Origin of the sequence: Ruminococcus sp. HUN007 (assembly GCF_000712055.1) — a bacterium.
GTDB lineage: Bacteria > Bacillota > Clostridia > Oscillospirales > Ruminococcaceae > HUN007.
On sequence record NZ_JOOA01000001.1, the window covers coordinates 574,249 to 600,312 of the forward strand.

The 26,064-nt window shown below is 41.1% G+C and carries 32 protein-coding genes; 14 read left to right on the plus strand and 18 right to left on the minus strand.

Annotation, left to right across the window (positions count from 1 at the left end):
• Positions 1-8: 8 nt before the first annotated feature.
• The 4 genes from CC97_RS02445 to CC97_RS02450 form a co-directional block, all read right to left on the minus strand.
• Complete coding sequence (locus CC97_RS02445) at positions 9-317, minus strand: precorrin-6A/cobalt-precorrin-6A reductase (protein ID WP_049962636.1); 309 nt, start codon at positions 315-317, stop codon at positions 9-11.
• Between the two features lie 40 nt (positions 318-357).
• Positions 358-582 carry a precorrin-6A/cobalt-precorrin-6A reductase gene (locus CC97_RS21255; protein ID WP_081849946.1) on the minus strand — a complete coding sequence of 75 codons (225 nt, stop codon included), beginning with the start codon at positions 580-582 and terminating at the stop codon, positions 358-360.
• Entirely contained in the window at positions 575-745 is a 171-nt protein-coding gene (locus CC97_RS21260; RefSeq protein ID WP_156036740.1) for a precorrin-6A/cobalt-precorrin-6A reductase, read from the minus strand. Before CC97_RS21260 ends, CC97_RS21255 begins: the two co-directional genes overlap by 8 nt.
• Positions 746-861: 116 nt before the next feature.
• Positions 862-1,611 (minus strand): MmcQ/YjbR family DNA-binding protein, encoded by a 750-nt coding sequence (locus tag CC97_RS02450; protein ID WP_044973572.1) that lies wholly within the window; start codon positions 1,609-1,611, stop codon positions 862-864.
• A 362-nt stretch (positions 1,612-1,973) separates the two neighbouring features.
• On the opposite strand from CC97_RS02450, the gene CC97_RS02455 reads away from it, so the two are divergent.
• From CC97_RS02455 to CC97_RS21495, 8 genes are all read left to right on the plus strand, one after another.
• Positions 1,974-4,379 carry an FtsX-like permease family protein gene (locus CC97_RS02455; protein WP_044973573.1) on the plus strand — a complete coding sequence of 802 codons (2,406 nt, stop codon included), beginning with the start codon at positions 1,974-1,976 and terminating at the stop codon, positions 4,377-4,379.
• An 8-nt stretch (positions 4,380-4,387) separates the two neighbouring features.
• The gene (locus CC97_RS02460; RefSeq protein ID WP_044973574.1) at positions 4,388-5,143 is read left to right on the plus strand and encodes an ABC transporter ATP-binding protein; all 756 of its coding nucleotides are present in this window, start codon (positions 4,388-4,390) and stop codon (positions 5,141-5,143) included.
• Positions 5,144-5,155: 12 nt separating this feature from the next.
• On the plus strand, positions 5,156-6,559 hold the full coding sequence (locus tag CC97_RS02465) for a C45 family autoproteolytic acyltransferase/hydolase (protein WP_044973575.1): 1,404 nt from the start codon (positions 5,156-5,158) through the stop codon (positions 6,557-6,559).
• Between the two features lie 162 nt (positions 6,560-6,721).
• Complete coding sequence (locus CC97_RS02470; protein WP_242848099.1) at positions 6,722-7,408, plus strand: response regulator transcription factor; 687 nt, start codon at positions 6,722-6,724, stop codon at positions 7,406-7,408.
• Positions 7,408-8,217, plus strand: a complete 810-nt coding sequence (locus CC97_RS02475) for a HAMP domain-containing histidine kinase (RefSeq protein WP_044973576.1) — start codon at positions 7,408-7,410, stop codon at positions 8,215-8,217. The genes CC97_RS02470 and CC97_RS02475 overlap by 1 nt, the downstream gene beginning before the upstream one ends.
• Before the next feature lie 16 nt (positions 8,218-8,233).
• Positions 8,234-8,701: a HAMP domain-containing sensor histidine kinase gene (locus CC97_RS02480; RefSeq protein ID WP_044973577.1), complete on the plus strand. Its 468-nt coding sequence runs from the start codon at positions 8,234-8,236 to the stop codon at positions 8,699-8,701.
• Between the two features lie 110 nt (positions 8,702-8,811).
• Positions 8,812-8,958, plus strand: a complete 147-nt coding sequence (locus tag CC97_RS21490) for a type II toxin-antitoxin system RelB/DinJ family antitoxin (protein WP_347493444.1) — start codon at positions 8,812-8,814, stop codon at positions 8,956-8,958.
• Positions 8,948-9,085, plus strand: a complete 138-nt coding sequence (locus tag CC97_RS21495) for a hypothetical protein (protein ID WP_347493445.1) — start codon at positions 8,948-8,950, stop codon at positions 9,083-9,085. Before CC97_RS21490 ends, CC97_RS21495 begins: the two co-directional genes overlap by 11 nt.
• An 88-nt stretch (positions 9,086-9,173) precedes the next feature.
• On the opposite strand, the gene CC97_RS02490 is transcribed toward CC97_RS21495, so the two are convergent.
• Both CC97_RS02490 and CC97_RS02495 read right to left on the minus strand, forming a co-directional pair.
• Positions 9,174-9,398 carry a hypothetical protein gene (locus CC97_RS02490; protein WP_044973578.1) on the minus strand — a complete coding sequence of 75 codons (225 nt, stop codon included), beginning with the start codon at positions 9,396-9,398 and terminating at the stop codon, positions 9,174-9,176.
• A gap of 118 nt (positions 9,399-9,516) precedes the next feature.
• Positions 9,517-9,801, minus strand: coding sequence for a hypothetical protein (locus tag CC97_RS02495; protein WP_156036741.1), 285 nt, complete (start codon positions 9,799-9,801; stop codon positions 9,517-9,519).
• A gap of 758 nt (positions 9,802-10,559) precedes the next feature.
• Between CC97_RS02495 and CC97_RS02505 the strand changes: the two genes are divergently transcribed.
• The 3 genes from CC97_RS02505 to CC97_RS02515 all read left to right on the plus strand — a co-directional run bounded on the left by CC97_RS02505 (position 10,560) and on the right by CC97_RS02515 (position 12,101).
• Positions 10,560-11,291: a DUF6577 family protein gene (locus CC97_RS02505; RefSeq protein WP_044973581.1), complete on the plus strand. Its 732-nt coding sequence runs from the start codon at positions 10,560-10,562 to the stop codon at positions 11,289-11,291.
• A 98-nt stretch (positions 11,292-11,389) separates the two neighbouring features.
• Positions 11,390-11,911, plus strand: a complete 522-nt coding sequence (locus tag CC97_RS02510; RefSeq protein WP_044973582.1) for a hypothetical protein — start codon at positions 11,390-11,392, stop codon at positions 11,909-11,911.
• Positions 11,904-12,101 (plus strand): hypothetical protein, encoded by a 198-nt coding sequence (locus CC97_RS02515; RefSeq protein ID WP_044973583.1) that lies wholly within the window; start codon positions 11,904-11,906, stop codon positions 12,099-12,101. The genes CC97_RS02510 and CC97_RS02515 overlap by 8 nt, the downstream gene beginning before the upstream one ends.
• 202 nt (positions 12,102-12,303) lie before the next feature.
• Here CC97_RS02515 and CC97_RS02520 read toward each other — a convergent pair whose 3' ends face one another.
• Together CC97_RS02520 and CC97_RS02525 are read right to left on the minus strand one after the other, a co-directional pair.
• Complete coding sequence (locus CC97_RS02520; RefSeq protein WP_044973584.1) at positions 12,304-14,868, minus strand: polynucleotide kinase-phosphatase; 2,565 nt, start codon at positions 14,866-14,868, stop codon at positions 12,304-12,306.
• Positions 14,861-16,315: a 3' terminal RNA ribose 2'-O-methyltransferase Hen1 gene (locus CC97_RS02525; RefSeq protein ID WP_044973585.1), complete on the minus strand. Its 1,455-nt coding sequence runs from the start codon at positions 16,313-16,315 to the stop codon at positions 14,861-14,863. The genes CC97_RS02520 and CC97_RS02525 overlap by 8 nt, the downstream gene beginning before the upstream one ends.
• Before the next feature lie 241 nt (positions 16,316-16,556).
• On the opposite strand from CC97_RS02525, the gene CC97_RS02530 reads away from it, so the two are divergent.
• Entirely contained in the window at positions 16,557-16,820 is a 264-nt protein-coding gene (locus CC97_RS02530) for a type II toxin-antitoxin system prevent-host-death family antitoxin (RefSeq protein ID WP_044973586.1), read from the plus strand.
• Positions 16,817-17,140: a type II toxin-antitoxin system RelE/ParE family toxin gene (locus tag CC97_RS02535; RefSeq protein ID WP_044973587.1), complete on the plus strand. Its 324-nt coding sequence runs from the start codon at positions 16,817-16,819 to the stop codon at positions 17,138-17,140. The genes CC97_RS02530 and CC97_RS02535 overlap by 4 nt, the downstream gene beginning before the upstream one ends.
• 158 nt (positions 17,141-17,298) lie before the next feature.
• Here CC97_RS02535 and CC97_RS02540 read toward each other — a convergent pair whose 3' ends face one another.
• A complete protein-coding gene (locus CC97_RS02540) occupies positions 17,299-18,453 on the minus strand; it encodes a HipA domain-containing protein (RefSeq protein ID WP_156036742.1) in 1,155 nt (384 codons plus the stop codon).
• A 132-nt stretch (positions 18,454-18,585) separates the two neighbouring features.
• Positions 18,586-18,792: a PD-(D/E)XK nuclease family protein gene (locus CC97_RS02545; RefSeq protein ID WP_044973588.1), complete on the minus strand. Its 207-nt coding sequence runs from the start codon at positions 18,790-18,792 to the stop codon at positions 18,586-18,588.
• A gap of 166 nt (positions 18,793-18,958) precedes the next feature.
• On the opposite strand from CC97_RS02545, the gene CC97_RS02550 reads away from it, so the two are divergent.
• Positions 18,959-19,357 carry a type II toxin-antitoxin system HicB family antitoxin gene (locus CC97_RS02550; protein ID WP_242848100.1) on the plus strand — a complete coding sequence of 133 codons (399 nt, stop codon included), beginning with the start codon at positions 18,959-18,961 and terminating at the stop codon, positions 19,355-19,357.
• Between the two features lie 169 nt (positions 19,358-19,526).
• On the opposite strand, the gene CC97_RS02555 is transcribed toward CC97_RS02550, so the two are convergent.
• The 8 genes from CC97_RS02555 to CC97_RS02590 all read right to left on the minus strand — a co-directional run bounded on the left by CC97_RS02555 (position 19,527) and on the right by CC97_RS02590 (position 26,039).
• A complete protein-coding gene (locus CC97_RS02555) occupies positions 19,527-20,117 on the minus strand; it encodes a YqiA/YcfP family alpha/beta fold hydrolase (RefSeq protein ID WP_081849948.1) in 591 nt (196 codons plus the stop codon).
• 232 nt (positions 20,118-20,349) lie between these two features.
• Positions 20,350-21,804: a transposase gene (locus CC97_RS02560; protein WP_044973589.1), complete on the minus strand. Its 1,455-nt coding sequence runs from the start codon at positions 21,802-21,804 to the stop codon at positions 20,350-20,352.
• Position 21,805: 1 nt separating this feature from the next.
• On the minus strand, positions 21,806-22,108 hold the full coding sequence (locus CC97_RS02565) for a hypothetical protein (protein WP_044973590.1): 303 nt from the start codon (positions 22,106-22,108) through the stop codon (positions 21,806-21,808).
• 20 nt (positions 22,109-22,128) lie between these two features.
• Complete coding sequence (locus tag CC97_RS02570) at positions 22,129-22,500, minus strand: hypothetical protein (protein WP_044973469.1); 372 nt, start codon at positions 22,498-22,500, stop codon at positions 22,129-22,131.
• Between the two features lie 253 nt (positions 22,501-22,753).
• Complete coding sequence (locus CC97_RS02575) at positions 22,754-23,494, minus strand: DUF3592 domain-containing protein (RefSeq protein ID WP_044973591.1); 741 nt, start codon at positions 23,492-23,494, stop codon at positions 22,754-22,756.
• A gap of 480 nt (positions 23,495-23,974) precedes the next feature.
• Complete coding sequence (locus tag CC97_RS02580; RefSeq protein ID WP_044973592.1) at positions 23,975-24,448, minus strand: hypothetical protein; 474 nt, start codon at positions 24,446-24,448, stop codon at positions 23,975-23,977.
• A gap of 114 nt (positions 24,449-24,562) precedes the next feature.
• The gene (locus CC97_RS02585; RefSeq protein WP_044973593.1) at positions 24,563-25,078 is read right to left on the minus strand and encodes a hypothetical protein; all 516 of its coding nucleotides are present in this window, start codon (positions 25,076-25,078) and stop codon (positions 24,563-24,565) included.
• Positions 25,079-25,127: 49 nt separating this feature from the next.
• The gene (locus CC97_RS02590; RefSeq protein ID WP_044973594.1) at positions 25,128-26,039 is read right to left on the minus strand and encodes a hypothetical protein; all 912 of its coding nucleotides are present in this window, start codon (positions 26,037-26,039) and stop codon (positions 25,128-25,130) included.
• Between the last annotated feature and the right edge of the window lie 25 nt (positions 26,040-26,064).

A 26,064-nucleotide genomic window follows, 5' to 3' on the forward strand; every position in this document is an offset into this window, starting at 1 on the left:
CACGTTTGTCATCGTAACAGCATTATGATACCCCAGGCTTTGTTCACGTAATACCCTTCTTCCTGCGGACGTTCTATCACGATTATCTGCATTCCGAGTTTCCTTGCAGCAGACATCTTCTCAGCAAATCCGCCGGCTTTTCCGCTGTCCTTGGTAACAAGAATATCACAGCCTTCAAAATCACGGATGTTTTCGTACTCGCTGAAAGGACCTTTTCCGGTAATAATATCAGTAAACCCGCAGCTTCTGCATTTTTCCGCATTCTCCGGCGAATCGTAGACCCTTATCCGCGAACGGTCCGCAAAACAGGAAAACACCGCTGCTTCCTTGCTTCCGGTTGCTATAAATATTTTTCCTTCAGTATTTTTTAAGATAATCTGCCGCCTGCCCGGCGTTTTCAAGATAGACCGCCGCTTCATCCCGCTTTTCCGGTTCTCTTTTTACACGTATATATCTTTTTTCAGAATATCCTGAACGTGTTACCGCCTCCCTGATATTTGCCGTAATGTTCTCAGCATACGGATGCGTCGCATCGACCACGGCAGTATATCCGTTTCCAAGCAGTTTTACAATATCATCGATACTTTTGGTACCGACAAGTTTTTTTTAAATACGGCGACGACGGAAGAAGGTCACTGCCGTATTCAGTTGTTACGCATATGTCGGCATATATCCCCTTTGCAGCACATCTTTCTGCAATTATACGTCCTTCGGTAGTCCCGCCGAATATGAGCAGTTTTTTCATAACTTATGATCACCTTCCCTGTTTTCAACCGCTTCATTCATTAAACGCTGAACCGGACGACGTATACGCGCCGTCCGGTTGACTGATGATCCGTGTATTAACACAGAAAAAGCATATTACTTAAGCAAAGCACTGAGACTGTTAGGAACTCCGCGCGGTCCTCTTACTGCAAATACGCCGAAATCCGTTTTCAGTCTTTCAAAGGTAAACTGATCCGCCTCATACCTTTTCAGAAGTTTTATTTTCATAAGTGCTTTGATCGTCAGTCCGTCGCTGTGATAGTTATACGGTATATCCGTTTCGAGCACCTTACATCTGTACATGATCGCAGAAACAGGTGCTCCGACATAAATATACACGATGTCGTTCTTTATTATTCCTGCACCCTGTTTCCAGTCGATGGTATCAGTATCGTCAAATGCGTGGATTATATCGTAATACTTCGGATTGGACGGGATCAGCCATTCCTTCGGCTGACGAAGTACTTTCCTTTTCTTCTTTGAAGCGGTCGCACTGAAGCCGATATCGATAAGTTCACAAACAGCTTCAAAAGGAACAGTTCCGTCAAGTGCTATCGAGATCCAGTTTCCTCTGCTTATATGATAACCGGGATAGTAACCGTCCAGACTTACAAGATAATCCCTCATGAGTATATCTTCAAGTTTGACGTTCAGTATATCGACCATCCCGCTTTTTTCACTGTCTATCTTTTCATATGAGATATTCATAATGATACCGAACCATTTCCGGTTGTCACTGTGACGAAACACTGCATAATCCGGATACCTCTTCCACAGATACTCCGGATCTGCCTTGTATTTTTTCTTTATGTATTCTGTAACTTCAGAACGCATTGAATCATTCATTTCTTCCCTTCTCTCTGAGTTCCTGTTTATCGTTTTCTTAATTAACGGCAAGCTTCAACTGTAGATTTTATTTAAATTGTGCCGCAGGCACAACCTTTAGTTTATCATTATCATAACATAATCCGGAGTAAACATCAAGGCAAAACATGCAAACGAATGTATTTCACGGCCTGATCGCCGATTTGTTTAATATCCGCTCATATGTCCGGTTAATCGCTGTCTGTAACAATCTTTTTTGTAATGCGGAAATCATTTAAAGATTTTTTAAACTTTGAAATGTTATTATATATTCAGACGACAGATAAATATGTCGGAAAAAAGTGAGCTTTATTACTGAGCTACATAAAAAAGGAGACGCAAACATGTTTTTCAAAATGCTGAAAAATGATCTGAAAATGAAAAAGGGACTTAATCTGATCCTGTTCATTTTCATTGTTATTGCATCGGTACTGGTGTACGTCAGTGCATCGCAGCTGTATATTCAGCTGACCGGTGAGGAACGTACTGTGAAAAGCTGCAGTTCTTCGGACCTGATCATGATGTTTGAAAACACTGAGGAAAAGCGTGAGGAGAAACTTGAGATTATTTCGCAGAGTCTTACTGAACACGAATTTTTCGGTGATTTTTATCAAAGCGAAGGCGTAACTGCAGAAGCGAAGCAGTTTGACTTTGAAAGGATCGATGAGGACGACAAGGAAAGCTTTTTTGAGAAAAAGCAGCTCATCACCACCCTGCCCCGTGAATGCAACCTTGTGTATGACACGAATGACAAACCCTTCTATGTAAAGAACGGGACTGTATGGATCTCTCATAAAATGCGCGATGTCACAGGATCAAAAACCGGTGATCATTTGAAGATCATCACACCTATGGGCCGTGCATATGAATTCGAGATAGCCGGATTCTACAAAGAACCTACTGCTATCTACCTTTTCAAATATTTTCTTTCCGATGATGACTACAAAGTGATCTCGGCTGATTTTCCGGTAAAAACAGATATTTTTTCCGTTTACACTCCGGAAGTAAACAATGACATTACAAGCGTTTTCTTTTCTGATCTGCGTAATAATCACGGAATACAGATTATAGACGGCTGGTGGAGCAGGAGCACAATGTCAGATGACTATGTGGTAATATTCATAATCACATTCTCGATGATCCTTATGAGTATTTTCATGCTTGTCATTATACTTATGACCATACGTTTCACCATGATATCCGCTCTTCGTGATGAGGAAAAGGAGATCGGCATGATGCGTGCCATGGGTATCGATTCCCTTCGTTTCCGCTGGCTGTTTGTCGCAAAATACATTGCATTTGCCGTCACCGGCGGAGTTATCGGCATAATCGCCGGAATACCGGTTTCCTACAGACTTATGCACCTTTTTGCCGGCGGCATCACCTGGCCTCCGCTTCATGAACTGGTACTTGTCGGTGCTGCATCTGCTTTGCTTATGACTTCATCGGTAATACTGTTCTGTCTGTTTATAATGAGACGAATAAATAAAATATCTGTAATCGACGCCATACACGGTGAAAACCGGGGCGAGCGTTTCGGAAAGGCATCTGCACTGCTGCTTCACAGACGAAAAAAGATGCCTGTACCGGTATATCTCGGACTGTCTGATATTCTTACACGCATAAAGCGCTACATCTTTCTTGTGATAGCGTACACTCTCGGCGGAATGATGATCCTGCTTCCTGGATATCTGTACCACTCAGTAATAAATCCTGAGTTTATGAAATACAGTATGATCTACAGTTACGACTTCTTCCCTGACTTCAGTGACGAGATGATGAAGGAATATGAAAAAAGGGAAAACGCTGAAAACAAGTTTTTCTGGGATATTTACAACGACGACCTTAAAAACAATGGAATAAACGCACACGTAGATACCTACTGCTACAGCGGCGGTGAACTTTATACCGGTGGACGGTGCGACTGTGATGTATATTTTAATTTTGACGATATGTCCCCGATTATTTACAGTGAAGGAACTGCACCGGTTCTCGAAAACGAGATAGCAATGTCGAGCTACACAGCAAGAAACCGTGGAATAAAACCAGGAGACGAAATAGAGGTCGGCCTTAACGAATATTCCGGAGACAAGCTTCACATCACACTCAATAAGAAGAAAGTGATCGTCACCGGCCTTATCGATATGATTGAATGGGCATCACCTTACCTCATAATGGGAAGCGAATACGATAAAAGCTGTATAAACGGAAAAGGTTACTATGCTCTGAACATATATTCAGATAACAAACAGGCCGAGTGGAATAAAATGAACGATCTTTTCGGCGGCCATGTTATGTCCGGAGAAGAAGCGATCATGCGTTATCTTGAAGACTACGAGATCCCGCTCAGACTTTTCAGAAATGTGGTTTTCGCAGCAGTTGTATTCGTAAACATTCTGCTTACTGTCCTTTACATGAACATTTTTATTTCGGAAGACAAATCAGAGATCGCACTTCAGAGATGTCTCGGAACAGACGACAGAAAAATACGTGCCGCTGAGCTTTTCAGAATGATGACGCTCACAGCCGCATCAGTCATCGCAGCCATAATTATATCAAACTCTGTCGGTGCGAGGATGTTTGACTTACTGTTCGGAGCGATAAATCTTTCGGGATTCAGATTCATGCCGATGCCGGTACTTACTTTTGTCATCATGCCGGCCGTATCACTGCTCACAGTGCTCATACCTTCACTAATAAGACTTGGAAGAATAGATAGGATCGATATACGCAGCATAGCAGAAGAATAGGAGAAAAAATGAAAGTAATATCAGTAAAGGATCTTTGCAAGACCTATATAGTAAAATCACGCAGCAGCAACGTTCTTCAGAACGTAAACTTTGAAATGGAAGGGGGCGAATTCGTTACCGTAATGGGACCTAGCGGAAGCGGAAAATCCACGCTGCTCTATACAGTAAGCGGCATGGACAGCGCTACAGCCGGAGAGGTCGTTTTTAACGAAAAAAATCTTTCGGCGCTGGGCAAAAAAGAGATAATGCACCTTCGCCTTACGGAAATGGGTTTTATTTTTCAGCAGATGTACATGATGAAAAAGCTGTGCATACTCGATAATATCGTCCTTCCGGGATATCAGGCCGGCGGAGACCGCAAGAGTATTAACGAACGTGCCTTAAAACTTATGCGCAGACTTGGTATAGCCGAGACCGCCGAGCATGAGATAACGGAAGTATCCGGCGGTGAACTGCAGCGTGCATGCCTGTGCCGTGCGCTCATCAACTCCCCGAAAATCATATTTGCCGACGAGCCGACAGGTGCTCTTAATTCGAGTGCGGCATCCGGTGTCATGCGTGAACTGGTAAATGCCAACCGTGACGGCACAGGTGTTCTTATGGTAACGCACAGCGTAAAAGTGGCAGCCCAGAGCGAACGTGTCATCTATCTTGTGGACGGCGGCATAAGGGGCGAAGTAAGTCTCGGAAAGATAAACGACGAGAGTGAGATACCGGCACGTGAAAAAGTCGTAAACTCATGGCTTGCAGAACAGGGATGGTAAAGGAGAAGTACAATGAAAAGAATAAAAACATGTCTTGCCGGAATTGCTTCGGTATTTATCCTTACGTCCTGCACGGCAAAGGCGACCTACGAAGGATTCACCATACCGGATCAGGGCGGAAGCACACTGACTCCGGTGACAGAATACTCCCGCACACTGGATCTTGATGATATCTGTCCGGAAGAAGAAACGATCTCGGAATACACATCTGACGACGGACTATGTGTTATCCAAAAGAAGAAACACTATTACGCGGTCACACTTGATCTTGAAAAAGGTGATCACTACAAAGCCGGAGCAGCTTATGCGGATGCCATACTAAAAGCGGCACCGGACTTCGGAGAAAGCTTTGAACCATATCTTTTTGAGAACATAACCATGGCATTCAGCGAAGCAAATGAAGAAAGTTTCAAATCACTGACTGAACGTGTTACCGCACTGAAAAATTCACTTGAAGAGGAATACCGTCTTGAAGCCGAAGGATTTGCTGACAGAATAAGCGGAGGCGTACACGGATTCAGTAAAGACGGAATCATATCATACGAGGAAGCACTTACCCTTCAGATGGTACCGGACGCTCTCCGCGGTACATCCTGCAGCGCAGTTTCACTCGACGAAAGCCGCACAGTTTCAGGAAAGCGTATTTCAGCCCGAATTCTTGAATGGCTGAGGGGCAGCTCGGATCAGATATCACAGATTCAGACAGTTTTAAAATATAAAAACGGAGACAGATCAATAACGACCGTTTCTGCACTCGGACTTCTCGACGCAATATCAGGTTTTAATGAAAACGGCGTCCTTGCCGGTATACTCGACGTGGGCGGAACAAATAAATGCGAATATACTTACGAAGGAAAGACCTGCTACACATTTGCACTGCGTCACGCCCTTGAAAACTCGGTAAACGCCCGTGACGTCGCTGAGTACATGCTGGCGGAAAGTGATAAATTCACATTCAGCCACAACATTTATGTTACAGATGAAAAAGATGCTTTCTGTGTTGAAAACAGTGCAAACGAACTTCTCGGAAAAGCGAGGATCAGAACGGAGAGCACTCCCCTTCGCCCCGACTATGCTAATTCTCCGGACGGCGCTTTCTTCGTGGTAAACTGCTACGTTTCAGAAGAAAGCCCTGACAAAAATGCTTTCGATCTCCGTAATCTTATAAGGTGGCGTAAACTGTCCGAATGGTTTGACGGTGATGAAAAATTCACATCCGGCAGTTTCCGTTCCCGCCTTGCTTCCGAAACAAAGGAAAACTACGACAGAGATCTTCCTGTCGAAGGAGCCGATGCCGACGCATTCCACGTACTTGTCATCGACTACTCCACCGGCGAGACCGATGTTTCATTCTACCGTCCCGATGACGAAGCGGGTGTTCCGGAATATATAAAAATTGCAGAGATAAAGAAATAAAGAGACAAATAAATACAGGACAAAAGATACAAACAGAAAAAACGGCATCGCTTAAAACGGTGCCGCTATTGATTTGAACACTGAAACTGTGATATAATGGGTGTCATGAACGTGCTGTCTGCTTAAATGAACAGCACAAAAAAATACTGATTTACAAAGGCGGTGACTTATCTGACTGACATACTTATGATAGAAGACGATCCGGAACTCGGAACACTTATAAAAGACTTTCTTGCCAAAGAAAAATTCTCGGTAAAGCTTTGTCCTGACGCGGAAAGCGGAACAGAACTTCTCGAAAAGGAAGAATTCAGACTTGTTCTGCTCGATGTAATGCTTCCGGGCAGAAACGGATTTGAGACATGTTCGTATATACGCTCAAAGGGAAACACGCCGGTACTTATGATGAGTGCCAGAGATGACGAACAGAGCATGCTCACCGGATTTGAGACCGGCGCTGACGATTACATCGGCAAACCGTTTTCCGCTGCTGTACTGACTGCCAAGATAAAGGCCATGCTCAAACGGAACGGCGATCAGAATGAAACTTCTCACCTTTCCTCACACGGCATCACACTCGATCCGGTATCACGAAGCGTTACAAAGAACGGAAATGAGATACGTCTTAACATAAAGGAATTTGCACTGCTCAAATGCCTTATGGAACACGAAGGCGAAGCAATGACCAGGGATGCGCTCTTCAATGAAGTCTGGGGACACGACTGTTTTACCGAACCCTCAACTGTCAGCGTTCACATCCGCTGGCTCCGTGAAAAACTGGAAGAGGACATAACCCATCCGGAACTCATTAAAACCGTCTACAAGCTCGGCTACCGTTTCGGAGGTGAATGATGAAACGACTCGTCATCTCACTTGCCGCGGTAACACTTCTTTTCGCTGCACTCTCTCTGCTGTGGCTGTACGCCGTTCCGGAACTTACCCTTTCACGTATAAATGCAAGGTCAGTTACGGTCAACAGATTAAACAGCATGCTTGAAAATGAGATCTCAGAAGGCAGAGATGCGGAAACGTGTGTCTCAGAACTGTCAGATATTCACGAAAGTCTGATGCCTGACAGCATAAACTTCCTTTCTGCAGACAATACTGACGGAAGTATTTTTGCAGCATCCGGAGGCGGCGGAAACATGATCTGTCCGGTACACAAAAACGGTGAGATCATCGGCTTTGCCGTTTACACCTACTCCGATCCGCTTAAGCATATCTCCGACGTACTTGTGCTTTCCGTCCTCACTTTCTGCTGGATTGCTGCCTCGGTATTTCTGATCTTTATCTATGCAAACATTCTTAAGCCGTTTAAAAGGCTATCAGAATATCCGGAACGCATCGCTAAAATGCCCGACACAGACAAACTGCCAGAGACGCGTAACCGTCGTTTCGGGAAGTTCATCTGGAGTATGAACATGCTCCGCGACGTGCTCATAAACGAAAGAACCCGCTCGGAAAGACTCGAAGGACAAAGGCGCACTCTCCTCGCCTCCGTAGCCCACGGTGTAAAAACCCCGGTCACGAACATCCGCCTTTACGCCGAAGCGATAAAAAACCGGTCTTTACTCCGAAAACGGAAGCGACAACGCAGCACTTGCCGAAAAGATCGACAGCAATGCCGAAAAAATTCAGTCACTTGTAAAGGAACTCATTGAAACATCGGCATCTGCCGTGAGCAGCTACACACCGGAAATATCATCTTTCTATATTTCCGAACTGGCAAAACTCATTTCCGGCGAATACTCCGAACGAATGAAAATAAGCCATATCCCGTTTGAAGTGAAATGCAGCTCCGGACACATAATGAACAGTGACCTTTACGGTCTTGTCCGCATAGTGTCGCAGCTCATCGAAAACGCAGTCAAGTACGGAAACGGCGAAGGAATTAAAGTTACCATCGAATCCGATTCCGACGGCGTATGCATCTCAGTCCGCAACAAAGGCGAACTCCTCCCTGAAGATGAACTGCTGTTCATCTTCGACAGCTTCCGCCGCGGTTCCAATTCGCACGACACGGAAGGCAGCGGAATAGGCCTGTTTACAGCAAGAACGATAGCATCTTCCCTTGGCGGAAGCATATGCGCAAGAAGACTCGAAGACTCCGGCGAAATGGAGTTTACAGTTTATATTCCGGACTAATGAGAAAGCGGAGCCGCGGCTCCGCTTTTTACGCCCTTCAGTTCTAATACAATGTATTGACAATGTATTAAAAAAGCGATATAATATAGATAAAGAAGGAGGGATGTGTTATGGCACAGACTACTGTAAGTATAAGAATGGACGAAGATCTAAAAAAGGATTTTGATTCAATATGCAATGATCTTGGAATGACAATGACAACTGCTGTTATAATACTCGCAAAAAAAAATGGCAAGAGAAAAAAGATTGCCATTTGAAGTATCTATCGACCCTTTCTACAGCGAATCGAATATGAAAGCTCTCGAAGAAAGTATAGTTCAGATGAAAAACGGCAAAACTGTAACTAAATCATTCGACGAACTGGAGTTACTCGCCAATGAATAAACTCACTTTCACAGAAAACGCTTTTGATGAATATCTTTACTGGCAGATGTCATAATGAGCATCTGCCTTTTCTATATATTTACGATCATTAAGCTTCTGAATTCAAAGCATTCTTAGCCTTCTTCTCTTTGATAAGAATATCAGCAAATACCATCGTCATTGCGCCAAGGGCAAGCCACTCAAATGATGAGATGCTGCTGTATGTTGCTGTCGGGCTGAGGATCTCTGAGATGTATCTTACCATTACTGATACTGCTGTAATAACATATCCCATCTTAAAGATTGCATTTCCTATTCTCTGTGACTTTTTCATATTGATTACTTCCTTTCGGTGTTTGTAATTTCATTTTTGTTTTCGGGGTGTTCCCCTTTCCATGATCTTATTATACACCTTTCGGAAGTTGTGGTCGTTCGTTTATTATTACGGTACATTACAGTTTTGTAAGGTTGGTGTGAAACGAGGTTGCATTTATAATTGAGGTAGTATAAACAGGTTTGTTCGTAGTAATAATCAGATGTATCCCAGCTTCGTTGCCAGTCATCAAAAGACGTCTGATAACATCTTCGCTCTTGGCACCATAATCTGCAATAAGATATTCAAATTCACTTATCACCACGATAAAATACGGCAGTTTTTTATATCTGCCATCGTTTTCTGAAATCATCTTATTATACTCTTCAAGATTGTTTGTTCCCATCTTTGAAAAACAGTTCAAAACGTGTATGCATTTCTCTGATCAGATCATCAAGATACGCTATATGCCATAATGAATGATCTCTCGTATTATTTTTGGTATCAATCTCTTTTAATATGATATTCTCATATGGAACCCAATAAAAAATACTTGTAATCATGGAATTGATACATGATTTTTCAACAGCATCTTTCGCTCCGATCATCACATGCTTCATCTGTACAAGATCCCCGGTTACAATATTTCCGTCCTTATCCTGACCAATCACTACAGGGAGTATGCATTCTGAATTACAAAATTTATCACTTTCGATCACATCACGGAGAGTTATTAACTCCTGGTTTTTTATTCTTCTCTAAAACGGTTCCTTTGCTAAGAAGATCGATAGGAAAATATCCTTCTTTCTTTTCTGATACCTTAACTTCATCGCTCACAGAGCATTCTCCTCTCATTTTCAGAATATACTATTGTCCTGTTCTTAAAAGGATTATAACATGAAAAGTACTGAAAATTCGAAGATAATGATATTTTTTTTGCGTCATAGGTGCAATATGATTGAACCGGAGCAGTCGGCTCCGGTTCCACCTTTTATCGGTACGCCTTCGGCGTACTATTACTCTCAGTATATTGTAAACCATCATTCACGTTCCAATTCCTAATAAATATATTTCCGCAAAAATAAAATATTTTGCCGAAACATATTGCCGATTACTCCTGGATATGTTATAATATATATCGGCAAATAATTAATATTTTGCTGGTATATAAGAACGGAGATGATGATATGTGGTATAAAGACAGTATTTCAAAAACTGGATAAAAACAAAATTTACAATCGCAGACAGCTATATGCTATTCTCTCAGCAGCAAAAACGGATTTATCTTTTAATTCTTTCAACTGGACACTGAACGATATTGTAAGCAAAGGTATGATAACCAAAAAAGCCAGAGATATGTATCTCATTGCTGACGATTCAATTGACAAAAGCATTTATATTCCTATATATAACGAAAAAAGTAATGAACTAATACTGAACGTTGAAAAACAGTTTCCTTATCTTGACTTTGTTTGTTTTGAAAGTGTTATGCTTAACGAATTCCTAAATCATCTGATTTCCAGAAATACGATCTTTATCATGGTTGAAAAAGATGCTTCAGATTTTGTATTCAGATATCTTCAGGAAGAAACAGATAAGAATATTTTACTAAGACCTAATTCAAAAGAATGGGATGCTTATTGGAATCAGGATAGTATAATAGTCCTGAACTTGGTCAGCGAATCTCCAAAGGACAGAAAAAAGCCGCATGAAATAACAATCGAAAAACTTCTTGTTGATATAATTGCGGAAAAATCATTCGGCTTTTTAATCAGCAAAAGTGAAGTAGAAGGAATATTCAGAACGGCTGCAGAAAGATATAAAATAGACACTATCCGACTCATGAGATACGCCAAAAGAAGAAACAAAGCAGCCGAAATTATGAACTTGCTGGAGGAATGCAGCATTGCTTAATAGCAAGCCACAGTGTTCCAGCCAATATTTTCCGTAAGAAAAACAATTGTTAAATAATAATATTTGTGTTATAATACTTAAAGGAGAAACAAACATTCATGGAAATAGTAATAGATAAACTAACTCCTTGCTTAGAAAAAGTAAAAGGCCACTCGATAGTTGATACTGATTTTAAAATCGCAACAAAAGAAGACTTAAAATCATTAAAAAAATGGCAATTCAAATGGACTTCTAAAGATCTTCATGAATGTGAGATATATAAGCTCACAGTAAATGGAGATGAACGAATTCAAGGACTTGTTGCAATTCAGGATATACACGGGAGTAATGCAGTTTATGTGAAAATAGCTGAAAGCGCTCCGCACAACATTGGCATAAATAAAGAATATTTAGGTGTAGGGGGTCATCTATTCGCTATCGCAGTGCAGCGCTCTTACGATCTTGGTTATAATGGCTTTGTATATATGGATGCCAAAAACCTCAGTCTTGTTAAACATTACAGTCAATCCTTAGGAGCTATACTAATTGGTCAACCTCATCCATACAGGATGATTATTGATGAAGAAACTGCTTATCATCTTATTAAAACTTACAATTTCAGGAGGGATGAAAATGTCTGAAAATGAATTCAAAAAAATGTGTGAACTCGATACTATCGCAGAAGAAGCTGGCGGCTATGTAGCCTACCATCCTTCATATGAAAATGAAGTAATATATAACTACCGGGCAATCTTAGAGTATTGCCAAGAACGAGGTATCGAACCTCTTGACTTAACTATAAGAGAGATGCAGCAATTTATAGTTGCATAATTTACATTATTCATTCAGCTGAAAAAGGCAGATGTCCGTATTTGAACATCTGCCTTTTTCTATATATTTACGATCATTAAGCTTCTGAATTCAAAGCATTCTTTGCCTTCTTTTCTTTGATAAGAATATCTGCAAATACCATCGTCATTGCTCCGAGGGCAAGCCACTCAAATGATGAGATGCTGCTGTATGTTGCTGTCGATTACAGTCTCGGATCGACCGGTTCGCTTTCAAAAGCCAGAACACCGAATGAGCATTCATGCACACGGTAAAGCGGTTCTTTTCTCACAAACCTGTTAAGCGACTCCATACCGAGAGAGAACTCCTTTAATGCAAGTGTACGCTTACGGTTAAGCGAACGTACCTTCAGACGTTTGAGATGATCCGGTTCAAGGTACTCAGCCCCGTAAATTATACGCAGATATTCACGTCCTCTGCACTTTACCGCAGGCTGCAGGAGTCTGTGTCCCTGTTTTGCAGTAAAAGTCTCAGGCTTTACAACCATGCCTTCACTGCCGTTTCCGGTAAGATCAAGCCACCAGTTTACGCCGTTCTTTACACTGTTTTCGTCCTCTGTATCCACACAGATATACGGTGTTTCCATGTAAACAGGATCTTTGCCGGTTATGTATTTTCTGATATTCTCCATGTGCCATACATGCTTTTCTTCCGAGAATACATGTCCTTCCACCGCAAGTATATGGAAAGGTGCGATACGTATGTCATCAGTACTGTTTACTGTCCAGCAGTATTCACGGTAAGCCTTTATATATTTATCTATGTCATCCTGCTTTGACCTGTAACGTTCAAGTATATCCGAAAGATCGACGTCCTGTTCATTTGCCTGATCGCCGTTGTCCTTCTGACGTATGCACGCCTTTTCAAGCACACTTACAGCCGCTTTCAGACTTCCAGCTCCTGCATTTCCGGCAGGTGCGTACTGAGAACGAATAAGTCCCTGTGCTTTTTCAGACCACGGCATAAGCTCGGTATCGAGACATACCCAGTCTGTTTTAAAGTCATCCCAGAAAGCACTTTCAGTAAGTACAGTATCAAGTCTGTCAAGCAGTTCAGTTTCTGCATTTCCCCTGTCAAAGAATTTTCTGCCGGTCCTTGTGTATATGATACCTCTTGAACCGTCTGTTATACCGAACATTCCGGCTGCTGTTTCCGCATTCCTGCAAAGCACGATGACAGCTCTTGAACCCATATGCTTCTTTTCGCAGACAACATTTCTTATTCCCCTGCTTTTATAGTATTCAAAAGCTTCAAGCGGATGTTCAAGATATCCGTCAAGTCCGCTTGTTTCACACGGAGACATGGTCGGCGGAAGATAGATAAGCCAGTGCGGATCTGCCGCAAAGCGTGACATGATCTCAAGGGCTGCAGCAGCGTTGTTTTCGTGTATATCTATCGACGGCATAAGTTCAGTTTCAACGTGAAGTTTCTTATTGAAGTCACCAACAGTGAGCATATCGCCGATATCTTCTTCCTGCTTTTCCTCAAGCGGCTTTACCGGTTCATAGTACTGCTCCAAAGCATCGACGCTTACAAACTCCTTTTCCGGATAGCGGTATGCAGTCAGCTTTCCGCCGTAAACGCATCCGGTATCGATACAGTAAGTGTTATTCTGTGCTCTGACTTCCCTTCCGGCTATATGACCGTATACAACTGCCGCATCTCCACGGTAGTCTGCAGTCCAGTCAAGACGTACCGGAAGTCCAAAGGTATCAGTTTCTCCCGTGGTTTCACCGTAAATACAGAAATCACGTACTCTGGCTGACGCACGGCTGATATATTCCTGTTTAAGTCCTGCGTGGGCAATTACAAGTTTTCCGTCGTCGAGAACATAGTGACTTATAAGGCTGTCGATAAACCCTGCTGCCTCATTTTTAAAGTCATCGCCCATGCCTTCAATATCCGCTATTGTCTTATCGATACCGTGAGTACGGGCTATGTTCTTTCCGCGAAGATATTTAAGAAGCTTCACATCATGGTTGCCCGGTACAGCTATCGCGTTTTCAGACTTCACCATATCCATTACAAGACGCAGAACATCTGCATTCCTGTTTCCTCTGTCACAGAAGTCACCGAGGAATGCTGCTTTTCTTCCTTCAGGATGTGAATAGATGCCGTCAGTTTTTGTGTATCCGAGCTTTTCAAGAAGAAGTTCAAGCTCGTCAAAACAACCGTGTATGTCACCGATAATGTCGAACGGTCCGTGCATCTCCTTTTTGTCGTTCCAGAGCTTGGTGCGGACTATCTCCGTGTTTTCAAGCTTTTCAAGGGAATCGATAACGTAAACGAAACGGAACCCTTCCTTCTTAAGATAACGTATACTGCGTTTAACATCACGGCAGTGATTGCGTATAACGCGCTCGCTGAAACCACGGTCAGGACGTGCCTTGTTTCGTTCCTGTATCAGATCTTCAGGAAGGTCAAGTACGATCGCTGCAGCATGAACGTCGTGTTCTCTTGCAAGATCAAGCACCCGTTTTCTTGCACTCTGCAGAATGTTTGTAGCATCTATGACAGTAAGTCTCATATGTTCAAGTCTTTTTTTCGCAGCGTAGTAAAGAAGATCGAATGCATCTTCCGAAACATTCTGACTGCTTTCATTGTCGCATACCATTCCTCTGAAAAAGTCCGATGAAAGTATCTCGGTCGGTCTGAAATGAGTACCGGCAAAAGTTGTTTTACCGGATGAAGTCCCGCCGACAAGTGCCACGAGGCAGAACTCCGGTATCTCTATTTTGAATTTATCCATTTTTCGTAAACACCCCCATCTGAGTCGGTGTACCGTATTTTTCATCATTATCGCCTATACCGCTTATCACGCAGGTGTAGCCGAATTTTTTACATATATGATCCGTCCAGTCCTTAAACTCCTCACGTGTCCATTCAAAACGGTGATCGCCGTGACGAAGCTCATTTTCCTGCATATGCTCGTAATTTACGTTGTATTCACTGTTCGGTGTTGTGAGTATAACTGTTTTCGGTACGGCAAATTCAAAAACTGCGCGTTCGAAGGACGGTATCCTCATCGGTTCAATATGCTCGATGACCTCGATAACACAGGCACAGTCAAAACCTTCGAAACGTTTATCCCTGTAAGTCAGCGATGCCTGCATAAGTGTAAGTTTATCTCTGCGGGCCGACGGCATCCTGTCGAGGTGAAGTCTCTGTGCAGCCTTTTCAAGGACGGCCGCCGAAACATCACAGGCAGTGACTTTTCTTATTTGCTGTTCGTTCAGAAGAAGTGAAGTAAGTCTGCACTCACCGCATCCGAGATCAATGACTGAAGAAGCACCGGAGGCAAGAACTGCATTCTTTACAGTTTCCATACGCAGGGTATTAAGCGGTGTAAAATCTTTCTTCTGAACACCTGCATTTTCTTCCGAAGAACTGTCAGATGCAGCCGGAACATTTTCCACAGATTCATTTTCTTCTGTCAAAGTGTCTGCATTGTCAGTTTCATCAGGATCTTCACCGAGAAGAATATCCATTGCTTTGCGTGCATAGCTTTTACGGGCATTGAAATACCGTCTCATTATCTTTTCCCTGTACGGATGATCGGCAAGCCATCCTTCGCCGTGATCAAGCAGCTTCTGTATTTCACCTGAAGAAATGTAGTAATGCTTCTGCTTGTCAAACACGGAAATGAGCACGTAAACATGATTAAGAAGCTCTGAAAGCTTCACCGTACCGCTAATGGTAAGATCTATATACGGCGAGTTTCCCCATTCCGGAAAGCTTTCATCAAGTATAGTTCTTTCTGTTTTCACCGTATAACCAAGTGGCTCAAAAAGTTCTGAAGCAAGGTTTTCATCTCCGTAGTCACGCAGTGAATAGAGTTTAGCCGTAAGTTTAAGCGGTGTATCTGCAAGTTCCTGTTTTTTATCACATCTTCCGTTCATAGCCGTCGAAAAAACACGTGAAATAGCAGTGCTCATAAATGATGTTGAAGCATACGGACGGTCGTTTACATAATCAAAAAGGCCGCCTTCAGTGCTTCCTACCCTTCCTCTCGCAAGATCAAGAGGATCGATATCCAGCAGAAGTGCGGCCGTTGTACGTTCACTGCTTACCTCGGGATAAAAGACGTAAGCCTTTCCGTATGACAGTTCAAACTGCTGTGCCCTCGACGGATTTTTGTGAAGCAGAAATCCAAGATCTTCGGTATTTGTACCTTCGTAAGTAATTGTAAATAACAATCTTTGTCACTCCTTTCGCTTTGTTATTCTTTCGTTTGTATAAGAAAACACTGACCGTTCAATGCAGCATCTATTCGTGATTCCGGTCGAACCGGAACTCTTGTATCGATCAGTGTATTTCTCTATTATAATACTACTCAAATCAAAATGCAAGAAAAATTTTATTTATTTCCTATAACCACTTGAATTCATGACAAAATTAAGGTATAATTTTGTTATAGAATACAAAGGAGGTATCACTATGCCTACAATCAAATCAAGCGCTGACTTACGTAACGGATATAACGAAATATCGTCATTATGTCACTCTTACAATGAAGCTGTTTTCATAACTAAAAACGGAAAAGGCGATCTTGCTGTCATGAGTATCGAACACTACGAAGCACTAATGGGCAGACTTGAATTATACGGACTTATCAAAGAAGGACTGGATGATGCAGCTAACGGTAATGTACGACCTTTATCGGAAGCTATGTCAGATATAAGGGCTAAGCGCAAAAGATGAACTATCGTATCTTCATTACACATAAAGCAGAGCTTGATATCAATGAAGCCGCTGACTATATTGAATTTACACTGATGAATCCTTCTGCTGCTGATAATCTCCTTAACAAAATCGAAGAAGAGTTTAACTCAATTTCTTTTATGCCCGAAAAACACCAGATAATAGACGATCCGTTCCTTTCTTCACATGCAATCAGAATGGTAGTTATCGACAATTATATTGCTTTTTATACTGTGGATGAATCTCAGAAAATCGTGACTATTATACGTTTCATTTACGGAAGACGGAACTGGATATCAATTCTTCGGCAGACTCTGTAACACTCGATTTAGTAAATGAACTATTTGTTTTTTCGTTTACTGTCAGCCACTATTCAGAAAGCAACCGTAGTTTGTGAATCTAAAAGGCATAAAAAATCTCAAGCATTAAAAATTAAAGCGGAGCCGAGGCTCCGCTTTTTTTCTCATTTATAGCAAAGTTATCCGGCAGCCAGTTCTGCGATATGATCTATACGTGCTGCGATTATATCTTTGATTTTTTTTATACGTGCATAGTCTATGAATCCGGTTTCCATGAGAGGATAAAGTATCTCGCCCGCTTCATTGGTAAAGTCATTCAGTTCTGATGCATCAAACCAGTCAAATGAAGTAACCAGTTTCAGCTGTTCTTCCGGATCAGTTCTGAACGGTTTTGATTCGTAGTTTTCTATTCGTTTTACCGGTTTGTTGTAAAACAGTGACGTTCCGCTGTCGTAAACCGGCGCCGGTGAAATGTATTCCAGTGTTTCGGCATTTCTTATAAATCCGAAATTATTGAAATGCCTGTCCTGATTTGCGATAATGTAATCGACCGTCAGCATTCTGTCGATAAATGCGATAACATCACTTTTTTTCATTCCGGCAATAACGCAGCAGTTAAGAAAATGCTCGTATGAATTCTGATGATTCGGTTTCGGAGTGATCTGCATTATCCTGTGCGCAGAGACAAGTTCTGTTTCCGTACTAAGAAAATTCTCACATACGCTGTACGGAATGTCATCTATCCAGACTATTTCATATGAAACATGCGGCACATTAAGACGCTTCATAAGAGCAGATGCAATGACTTCATTAAAAGGTTCCTGTTCAAAAGGATCACTTCCTGCTTTCAGAAGAATTCGTTTTCCGTCAGATATCTTCCAGCGTTTTTTCAGCCATCCGTCTGATGTGTTATCAGGTGAAATAAAACTCATATTTTCTGAAACAACACCGCCAAAAAGAATATTACCTATATCTTCAGAAAAATCATTTTCAAAGAAATTCATATCATCCCAGGTAAGAGATGCTCCGGCAGGTTTTATCCAGTAGTGATCGGATAAACTCAGTCCGTAGCTTTTGGTGAGGAGTGAGCGTGCATTGCTGATGCCAAGGTTATCAAGTGCATTTTTCAAACCCGAACGGCTGGCAGGTATCGAACGTCCCGTCCACCATTCATTAAGGGCACGGTGATCTGCATTTCCTTTTTTCGCTGTACCTGGAGGCAGATGATCAGCATTTATGACATCACCGATCTTTGAAATACCACCAATCATTTCATTTATAAACACCTTGGCAACTTCGGTATTCTTATGCATCAACACATATTTTGATTTCACTGCTTTCACTCCTTCCTGAATAACTTATACTGAAACAGCAGAGTCCCGCATAAGAACTCTGCTGTTTCTTATTATTTAATTATAGTGATTCAAATTATTCTTGTCAATGGAACATAATGTCAGAGTTTTAACTCACGTAATGTGATAAATCCCCGCATCCTTTACTTTTTCGCCGGTAATCTTTTCGAATGCCTTTTTGTACGCTTCGAGCTGGTTCTGATATTTCACATCAAGGGCGTTTCCGTCTGCGTTGGTTTTGTAATCCACGATGTGCCACTCGCCTGCTTTGCGGTATACAACGTCCATTATGCCGTTTATTACTGTCGATGACCGCTTCAATGTGCAGCTTTCTCCTTTTATTCGGTATGCCTGCGGCATACTATTGACTATACGTATAATACGCACTATAATATTATCAGGGGAAAATGAAGTAAATGCTAAAGAAATCATAAAGAATGGGCTACTTCCGCCTCTTGAATTATAATGATAAAGGATTTGAATGATTATGCTGAAACTATTTTATCCTGCATGTTTTTACCCGAATGATACTGGCTTTACTGTGATCATTCCAGACCTTCCGGGATGTGTAACAGAAGGAAAAGAAATTACTGAAGCTTTTGAAATGGCTGTAGACTGCGCAAGCGGATGGGTTCTTACAGAACTTGAAGATGGAAATCCAATTCCTAAAGCGTCGGATATTCAAACCATAACTGCTGATGAATATCCTGATGGATTCACTACAATGATCGTTCTTGATATGGACAGTTATGCTGAAAAATACGGTGAAAAATCCATTAGAAAAAACTGTACCTTACCTGCCTGGCTTAATAACAGAGCTGAAAAAATGAATATCAATTTTTCACAGGTACTTCAGGAAGCTTTGATCCAGAAGCTGAATATATGACATCACAACTATAAAAGGATAATGCGCCTTTGGCGCATTCATAATTAAAGCGGAGCCTCGGCTCCGCTTTCTCGTTTTATTCGATATGCCAGCGGCATATATCAGAAACATCCTTCCACCTCAATACAAAGGAAGAAGGATGTTTTAATTTTAATCAGAAACAGATTCCCTACTTGTTTTTCTTTATTTCATCGCAATACGGAAGTATCTCATCGAAATAATCGTTCAGAGGCAGTGTAGCACCGGAATGTTTTCCGCCTGGTATACGACGGAAACGTTCGTTTCTGCACAATCTTTCAGTAAAATCATTAGTATCGATTATCTCATCCGCATCTCCTACAATGCAGCATACATTATCGTTCTTCAAATCAGTAAGCGTTCCGAACATGGATATAAACGATGTGATTTCTCCATCATAGCCGAGACGCGGAAGATGAAGAAACGGCAGGAGGCATGGATTGATCAGTATAACCGGAAGATTAAACTCAGCAGACAAGTATGCCGCAAAGAAACCGCCAAGACTTGTTCCGACGATAACATCGATTTTTTTGTCAGTGATAATATGTCTGAGATCATCAGCAATGCTTTCAGGTGATTTTGCATCATAGTCTACTGAAGGCGAAGTAATATTTTCACACTGTTTTCCAAGTGCAGCATATGCCGCATTCTCAGGTGAACCATGATAGCCATGAATATTGAGAATGTTTAGATCATACTTGTTTCCATTGTTATTATTTCTTATATCGTTGCTGTTATTCATTTACATATACTCCTTCTGTGAATATCAATAAACTCCTCCGGCGTACTATTTTCACTTATCTCCGTATCCGTCTTATTATACCCTATTTTTTATCATTTCGCAAATACGATTAAATCGGAGTCTCAGTTCCGATTTCTCATTGTTACTATTCACGACCTAATTTTCCCAGTACAAAAGAAAACAACACCACTGGACCGGTTTTATTACCGGCCTGGTGGTGCTGTATTTTTTATTATTCACATTCAGCAAATATTTCTTCGACAGTATATGGGTTACCATCACATAATCTTGTTAATGCATCATATTCGTTGATTCCATTTCTTCGGCATGTTTCAATGTATGTACGAATCATTGCATAGTTATTTGCTGTTTTTGAAGATGCGAACTGACCTGACACCTTCATTTTTGTTTTCGTCCCACGTAGTGCTCGTTCTGAGAGATTATTTGTTGTAGGCAGACTGAAATCATATACCCAGGCGAAGTAATTGCTGCGATATTTTATGATTCTGCGTATCAGAGCGCGTTCCGGACCGCCTGAATATTTTGATGTATTCGCTTCTGCCAGCGTTTCTGCTCTTTGCAGAAGTTCTGTAAGCTTGCTTTCAAAATTTTCAAGATATCCATCATCAAATCGTGTTGTTCCTGCTTGTATCAGATTCTTTCGGTCTTTTATCGTTGCTGATATCAATGCTTTTATTTCAAGCAGTACTTCATGATTGGTTTCATCTGCAAGTTTCTGAAGATCGCGCTGCAAATGTGCATTACACTCAATATTTATGAACACAAAACGTTCATTGTAATTGATGCTGTTATGATCATGCATAACAGATGTTTCAGCAGAAAGATTTTCAAGTATTCCATCCAGAAGAATTCCGTTCATATCTTTGTTTTCATGGGCTGCAAAGAACGCGATTCTTTCGTCTCCGTAAAATCTCAGGCAGATTCTTTTGGTATCGGCGTAAACCACGGTATCATCCCAGTAAATGAGCAGTCTTTTAAGTAACTCCCTTCGCAAATCATTATGAAAAACTGCCAGTGCTTTGGCGGCTCTGGCCTGTACTTTAGCTACATACCCTTCACTCGGACTGATCTCTCCGTTTGTTATGCCCTGAAAGAATACAGGAACCTTATTTATTGACGAATTCATAATATTCAGCAAAACAAGTATCATTGCCTGTACGTTTGCTCCATATCTTACTTTCGTTCTTTTTTCAGGTGCCGTTCTGCTGATCACCAGGGTCCCGCAATTCTTACATTTGTAGACGTAATACTTATGCTTCACCCTCTTTACTTTAACTTCTACTTCTATTTCATAGCGATTTTCTGTTTTTCCGGTATATTCAAACTCATCTTTTTTGCATTTCGGACAACAGTCATCTTCAGTTAAACAATGTTCCGTTATATCAGTTATTGCTTCTTCTGCAGGTGGTTCAAGCTCTGATCTTTTATGCCCTGTTTGGCCTCCTTTGGAATTATCGGTTTCTTCTCTGCTGTTTGGTCTTGCTTTTGATTTCCCGATTGGTGTCTGCGATGTAGGCAGAGATGTATTGGTTCCATCTCTGTCCTGTACCGCTTTCATATGCCGGATCTCGGCTTTAAGTGTTTCTATTATGGTGTCTTTCTCGTCAAGTGCTTTTTGATATTCTTCGTCCTTCTTAGCAAGCTTTTTTTGATACTCACAGAACAAATCATAGTTTTTCCTGTCTTAATTTACAGATTGTATCTATCTTTTCATCAAGCTCTTTGGTGTGATTTTCGCATTCAATTACAAGCTGTTCATACCAGATATCGCGTACTTTCTTCACTGCATTTTTTGATGACCGAACTTGTCTGCAAAGCTGTTTTATCCGCCTCTGATATCCAAGATATATGAGATGATGATTATGCTGCAGTTTTTTATATCTCTCACCATTTTCAAATTCTTTTACCAGACGTTTAAGTCTTTTATTTTCATATTGTAATGATGTATTGATAAAAAACTGCCTGTTCATAGCTTGCTTCCTGTTCTGTTTTATTTCTGTTCCAGCGCTCTTTCTGCTGATTCCTTTATGTTCAGTAAGTGATTTTTAAGAATAGCATTTTGTTTTTCAAGTTCGCTGATTCTTTTATCTTTCTGTATACTTTCTTCTTTTAGTTTTTTTATGATTTCCTTGTAATCCGGTTCTGCTGTTACCTTCGTTTCAACAGTATTGCTATTTGATTCTGATTTAGCCTTTCGTCCCGGCTTTCCTGTAGACGGTATCAGTTCTCCCGTTACCGGATCTTCCACTCCAAGATACTTGCGTATTGGTCTTGATTGTTTGGTTACAGGGTCGTAGTGTGATGTTGATTCATAAAGAACCACTCTTCCGGTTTTCTTATCTGTGTAGCGTACAATCGACATGATTTCAGCTTCCTTTCTACACTTGGTACTTATTATTATATCACATACCAACGAAAATGTCAATAGTTTTATTGGTATCTATTTAAACAAATACCACTATGCTTTTTTGTACTTTTTTTACGTAAAAAAAACAGTGCTGAAAACATCGCATTTTCAATGTTTTCAGCACCATTATCATTTTTCTATTTTACATTATTTGGCCGTGAATAGTAACTTCTCATTCTATTCGGTATGCCTACGGCATACTATTTTTTTATATCCCAACAAAAAAACGCGCTGTCAGAATCACTCCCACAATCACGAATAATACGTAGACGATATTTCTTCTGTGAAATCTATTTACATAAATATCCTCCGGATCATCCGGATTTACGTAGATATCACGGATATCTCCAATACGATTCTTCTTTGCAAAATATCGTCTGTTTTCAGGATTAGTGTAAGTAAATCCGTTGGTGGTGTACTCCCATACATGAATATACATAGTATCTTTGGTCTTTGCACCAGTAGCAACAGTATCTATGCATGTAGCTGCAACGCATTCCGTACAGCGATTCTTTTTCAGATATGCAACAATCTTTTCATAAATGAGTCCATATGCACCGCCTGTAAGAAAAGCAAACGAAATTAATTTGTCTTTAAAAAGTTCATACTCTTCACCCGGAAAGATATTGAGTTTGTCCACAATCAAGGTGAACAGACTGACAAGCAGAGTCAATGCACCTAGAATGAACAAACCAGTGCTCTCTAAACGTTCTTCAGGATAATCAGAGACAGTGATCTTTATCGTAAAAATGCCTAACATCATAAAACCGAAACCAACTGCTGTACCTGTAATGCGTTTGTCAAATTCCAGAATCATAAAAACTGCAGCAGTAACCAGACCTATAAGCGCCAGTACGGCATATATGATATTTGCCTTCGCCCGATTCAAGTCAAAATTCTCGTATGTAATCGGAAAATATTCTTCTTCCGGATTGTATTTCATTTTCATTTTGTTTTCCTCATTTCTTCTGTCTTTTTCTTTTGTTTTTTATTTTTCAGGCTCATAGCCATTATCTGTAACTTAAGTATATCATATTTTAAATATGTTATCAATATTGTACTTTTACAGATTTACCACTCAATACAAATTTTTTGGGCCACAAAATTGTATTCAATATCAGACATAAAAAAATCCGGCAGCCTGAAACCGAACTTCAGCTGCCGGGGGTTAAGTTTTTGGTCTTTAGTATAATTTACACGGTACCTGTCCGAAGACAAACATTCATCAGAAAAATGAGAAACTGCTGTATGTACCGTAGGTTTCACGGTGCCTTGTTTTTTCTTCAGAGGAAAATGAAAACTGCTGTAAGCACCGTATCTCTTTTTATTCACGGTGCTGTTTTTTTCTTCAGAGGAAAATTAGAACTGCTGTTAGCACCGTATCTGTGTTTCATATCGTGTTATTAGTATATCACAGTCAGCAGTTTTTTCACGGCGAAAAAGCTGCGACATCTTTCTGTTTTTGTTTTAGTGCTGAAAGGATCTTTCCGAATACAAGCTGGTTAGGAAAATATCTTTTGTCTTCGAAGATCTTTTTTCCGTTACATTCGAAATATTCAAGAATGGCCATCGCACATCCCGCACTCCTGCTCTGTCCGTAATCGCACTGGCAAATAATATCTTTACCTTCATCATGTGCTTTAAGGATAAATTCCGCTGCCTCTCCCGCCTGCGGGAAAAATGCTTTTATCCCTTCCGGATCATTCTCAAATGCATCCCAGTCGATATCCGGAATGCAAACATAGAAAACATCATCTGTCACATCAGAATAGTCAACCGGCTGATAACCGGCAGAATGTCCATCCGGCGGATCGAAAAAAGTGATAACAGCCGTGTTTTTCGGGAATTCTCCGTTTACAATTATTTTGTAAACATCATTTCTTGAAAGTACCGATACGTTCATTAGATCATCCTTTCGCTTGCAAAATTCAACCTGACTATGATTATATTATAGCACATCATTTTTGAAAATTCGAAGATATTTGATTATCCTTTTATTCGGTATGCCTGCGGCATACTATTCTATCATATTCGTCATAAACACAGGCACTGCATCGATACGGTGGCAGTCGTCGCTGCATACTATTCTTCCAAAGAAATCCAAACTCTTGAAGCGTTCATGACCTAAATGATATTCGTCCCCGTCATCCTTGTACGACTCTCTCCATGGCAGATTCGTCAGGTAACGGGTAAACCATATCTGCAAATTTATCTCCTCACATCCGTAGTGATAGATCTTATGCACGCCATATGGTTCCCATCTGTTCATATATGTATATTCGACATCATCGATATGAAGGGATGCATACAGTGAACGTTCACCTGACAGGAGGGCTTCAATCACATCTGTAAAGCTGGTATAAAGTCTGTTCTGCGCTGCCAGATAGTTTTCAGCCTCCTCTTTTGTCCAGATCACAGAATCCATATCATCTCTGTAAAAATCCCTGAGGATTGTTTCCGGTATCTGAGCTCTTCTGAAGTGTGATTCGACTGAATCATATCCTGCTGAATAATAAAACTTTATTCTTTCCATCTGATCATCCCCCTGATTATGATGTTCTGATTTATCCGGCATATGGCAATCATACATTTACTTCGATAATACATTCCAGAGCGCTCGGATCTTCGATTGGCAGTTCATGTTCTGCAATATATCTGCGGACAGTTTTACGGATACCCTCAAAAGTGAAATTCCACGTTTCTGTATTCTCGTCGTAAACCATCATAAGATCATCGATAAACTCGACATGACTACCTTCGACCTCAGTATCATCCTGCCAGTTCCATTCCATTTCAATTTCTTCGCCGTAACGGAAAACAAGTCCCAGAGCCGGTACGCGTACAAGATAATTGTAAAGATACTGACTGGAAGATCTGTATTTCAGGTAGAGACCCTCACGCTTGTCATTCACCTCAGGTCCGTTATTACAGATCATTTCCCTGCCATAATAAACAGGCTTTACCGACTGAACAAGTGCCTTTGGAAACATATCATCAAGCCGACATTTTACTGATGAGACTTCATGCTCGAAAACTTCGATAATGCATTCCGTTTCATCCGGATCCGAAATATCACTGTCCGCCGCCATAAACGAAACCGCCATATCATAAAGTTCACCGCGTGACATCACTTCCGGTGTATCTGATACTTCAGCGTAATACAGAAGAACATCATCTGAAATGTTCTCTCCATCGCGGATATATGCTCTGTCATATCCAATTTGAAAATAGCCTTTCAGTGCAGGTATGATCACGCGGAAATCATAGACGAAAATTCTTCCGTAAAGATAGAACACATTCTGTTCAAGTATGTTCTGGATATATTCCCGTTCATCAGTCGAATCTTCCGTTCTGTAAAACTTATCGAGCTTATAAGCATTCTCATAGTCCTCACGATTAAGAACGGTGCATCTCATTTTGCTTTCTTCCCTGCCGGCCATTTCCCATACAGCAGCATTTGTGCGGATATCCTTCAGTTTACATTCAAAAGTCATGATATTTCACCTCATAAGATTTCAT

Coding starts and splice junctions, on each gene's coding strand:
- CC97_RS02555 (WP_081849948.1), bottom strand. CDS start 20,117: ATGAATAACAGCAACGATATAAGAAATAATAACAATGGAAACAAGTAT.
- CC97_RS02575 (WP_044973591.1), bottom strand. CDS start 23,494: ATGAAAATGAAATACAATCCGGAAGAAGAATATTTTCCGATTACATAC.
- CC97_RS02460 (WP_044973574.1), top strand. CDS start 4,388: ATGAAAGTAATATCAGTAAAGGATCTTTGCAAGACCTATATAGTAAAA.
- CC97_RS02475 (WP_044973576.1), top strand. CDS start 7,408: ATGAAACGACTCGTCATCTCACTTGCCGCGGTAACACTTCTTTTCGCT.
- CC97_RS02515 (WP_044973583.1), top strand. CDS start 11,904: ATGTCTGAAAATGAATTCAAAAAAATGTGTGAACTCGATACTATCGCA.
- CC97_RS02570 (WP_044973469.1), bottom strand. CDS start 22,500: ATGTCGATTGTACGCTACACAGATAAGAAAACCGGAAGAGTGGTTCTT.
- CC97_RS02450 (WP_044973572.1), bottom strand. CDS start 1,611: ATGAATGATTCAATGCGTTCTGAAGTTACAGAATACATAAAGAAAAAA.
- CC97_RS02590 (WP_044973594.1), bottom strand. CDS start 26,039: ATGACTTTTGAATGTAAACTGAAGGATATCCGCACAAATGCTGCTGTA.
- CC97_RS02510 (WP_044973582.1), top strand. CDS start 11,390: ATGGAAATAGTAATAGATAAACTAACTCCTTGCTTAGAAAAAGTAAAA.
- CC97_RS21260 (WP_156036740.1), bottom strand. CDS start 745: ATGAAAAAACTGCTCATATTCGGCGGGACTACCGAAGGACGTATAATT.
- CC97_RS02550 (WP_242848100.1), top strand. CDS start 18,959: ATGCTGAAACTATTTTATCCTGCATGTTTTTACCCGAATGATACTGGC.
- CC97_RS02455 (WP_044973573.1), top strand. CDS start 1,974: ATGTTTTTCAAAATGCTGAAAAATGATCTGAAAATGAAAAAGGGACTT.
- CC97_RS02465 (WP_044973575.1), top strand. CDS start 5,156: ATGAAAAGAATAAAAACATGTCTTGCCGGAATTGCTTCGGTATTTATC.
- CC97_RS02530 (WP_044973586.1), top strand. CDS start 16,557: ATGCCTACAATCAAATCAAGCGCTGACTTACGTAACGGATATAACGAA.
- CC97_RS02535 (WP_044973587.1), top strand. CDS start 16,817: ATGAACTATCGTATCTTCATTACACATAAAGCAGAGCTTGATATCAAT.
- CC97_RS02565 (WP_044973590.1), bottom strand. CDS start 22,108: ATGAACAGGCAGTTTTTTATCAATACATCATTACAATATGAAAATAAA.
- CC97_RS02580 (WP_044973592.1), bottom strand. CDS start 24,448: ATGAACGTATCGGTACTTTCAAGAAATGATGTTTACAAAATAATTGTA.
- CC97_RS02490 (WP_044973578.1), bottom strand. CDS start 9,398: ATGAAAAAGTCACAGAGAATAGGAAATGCAATCTTTAAGATGGGATAT.
- CC97_RS02520 (WP_044973584.1), bottom strand. CDS start 14,868: ATGGATAAATTCAAAATAGAGATACCGGAGTTCTGCCTCGTGGCACTT.
- CC97_RS02585 (WP_044973593.1), bottom strand. CDS start 25,078: ATGGAAAGAATAAAGTTTTATTATTCAGCAGGATATGATTCAGTCGAA.
- CC97_RS02505 (WP_044973581.1), top strand. CDS start 10,560: ATGATATGTGGTATAAAGACAGTATTTCAAAAACTGGATAAAAACAAA.
- CC97_RS21490 (WP_347493444.1), top strand. CDS start 8,812: ATGGCACAGACTACTGTAAGTATAAGAATGGACGAAGATCTAAAAAAG.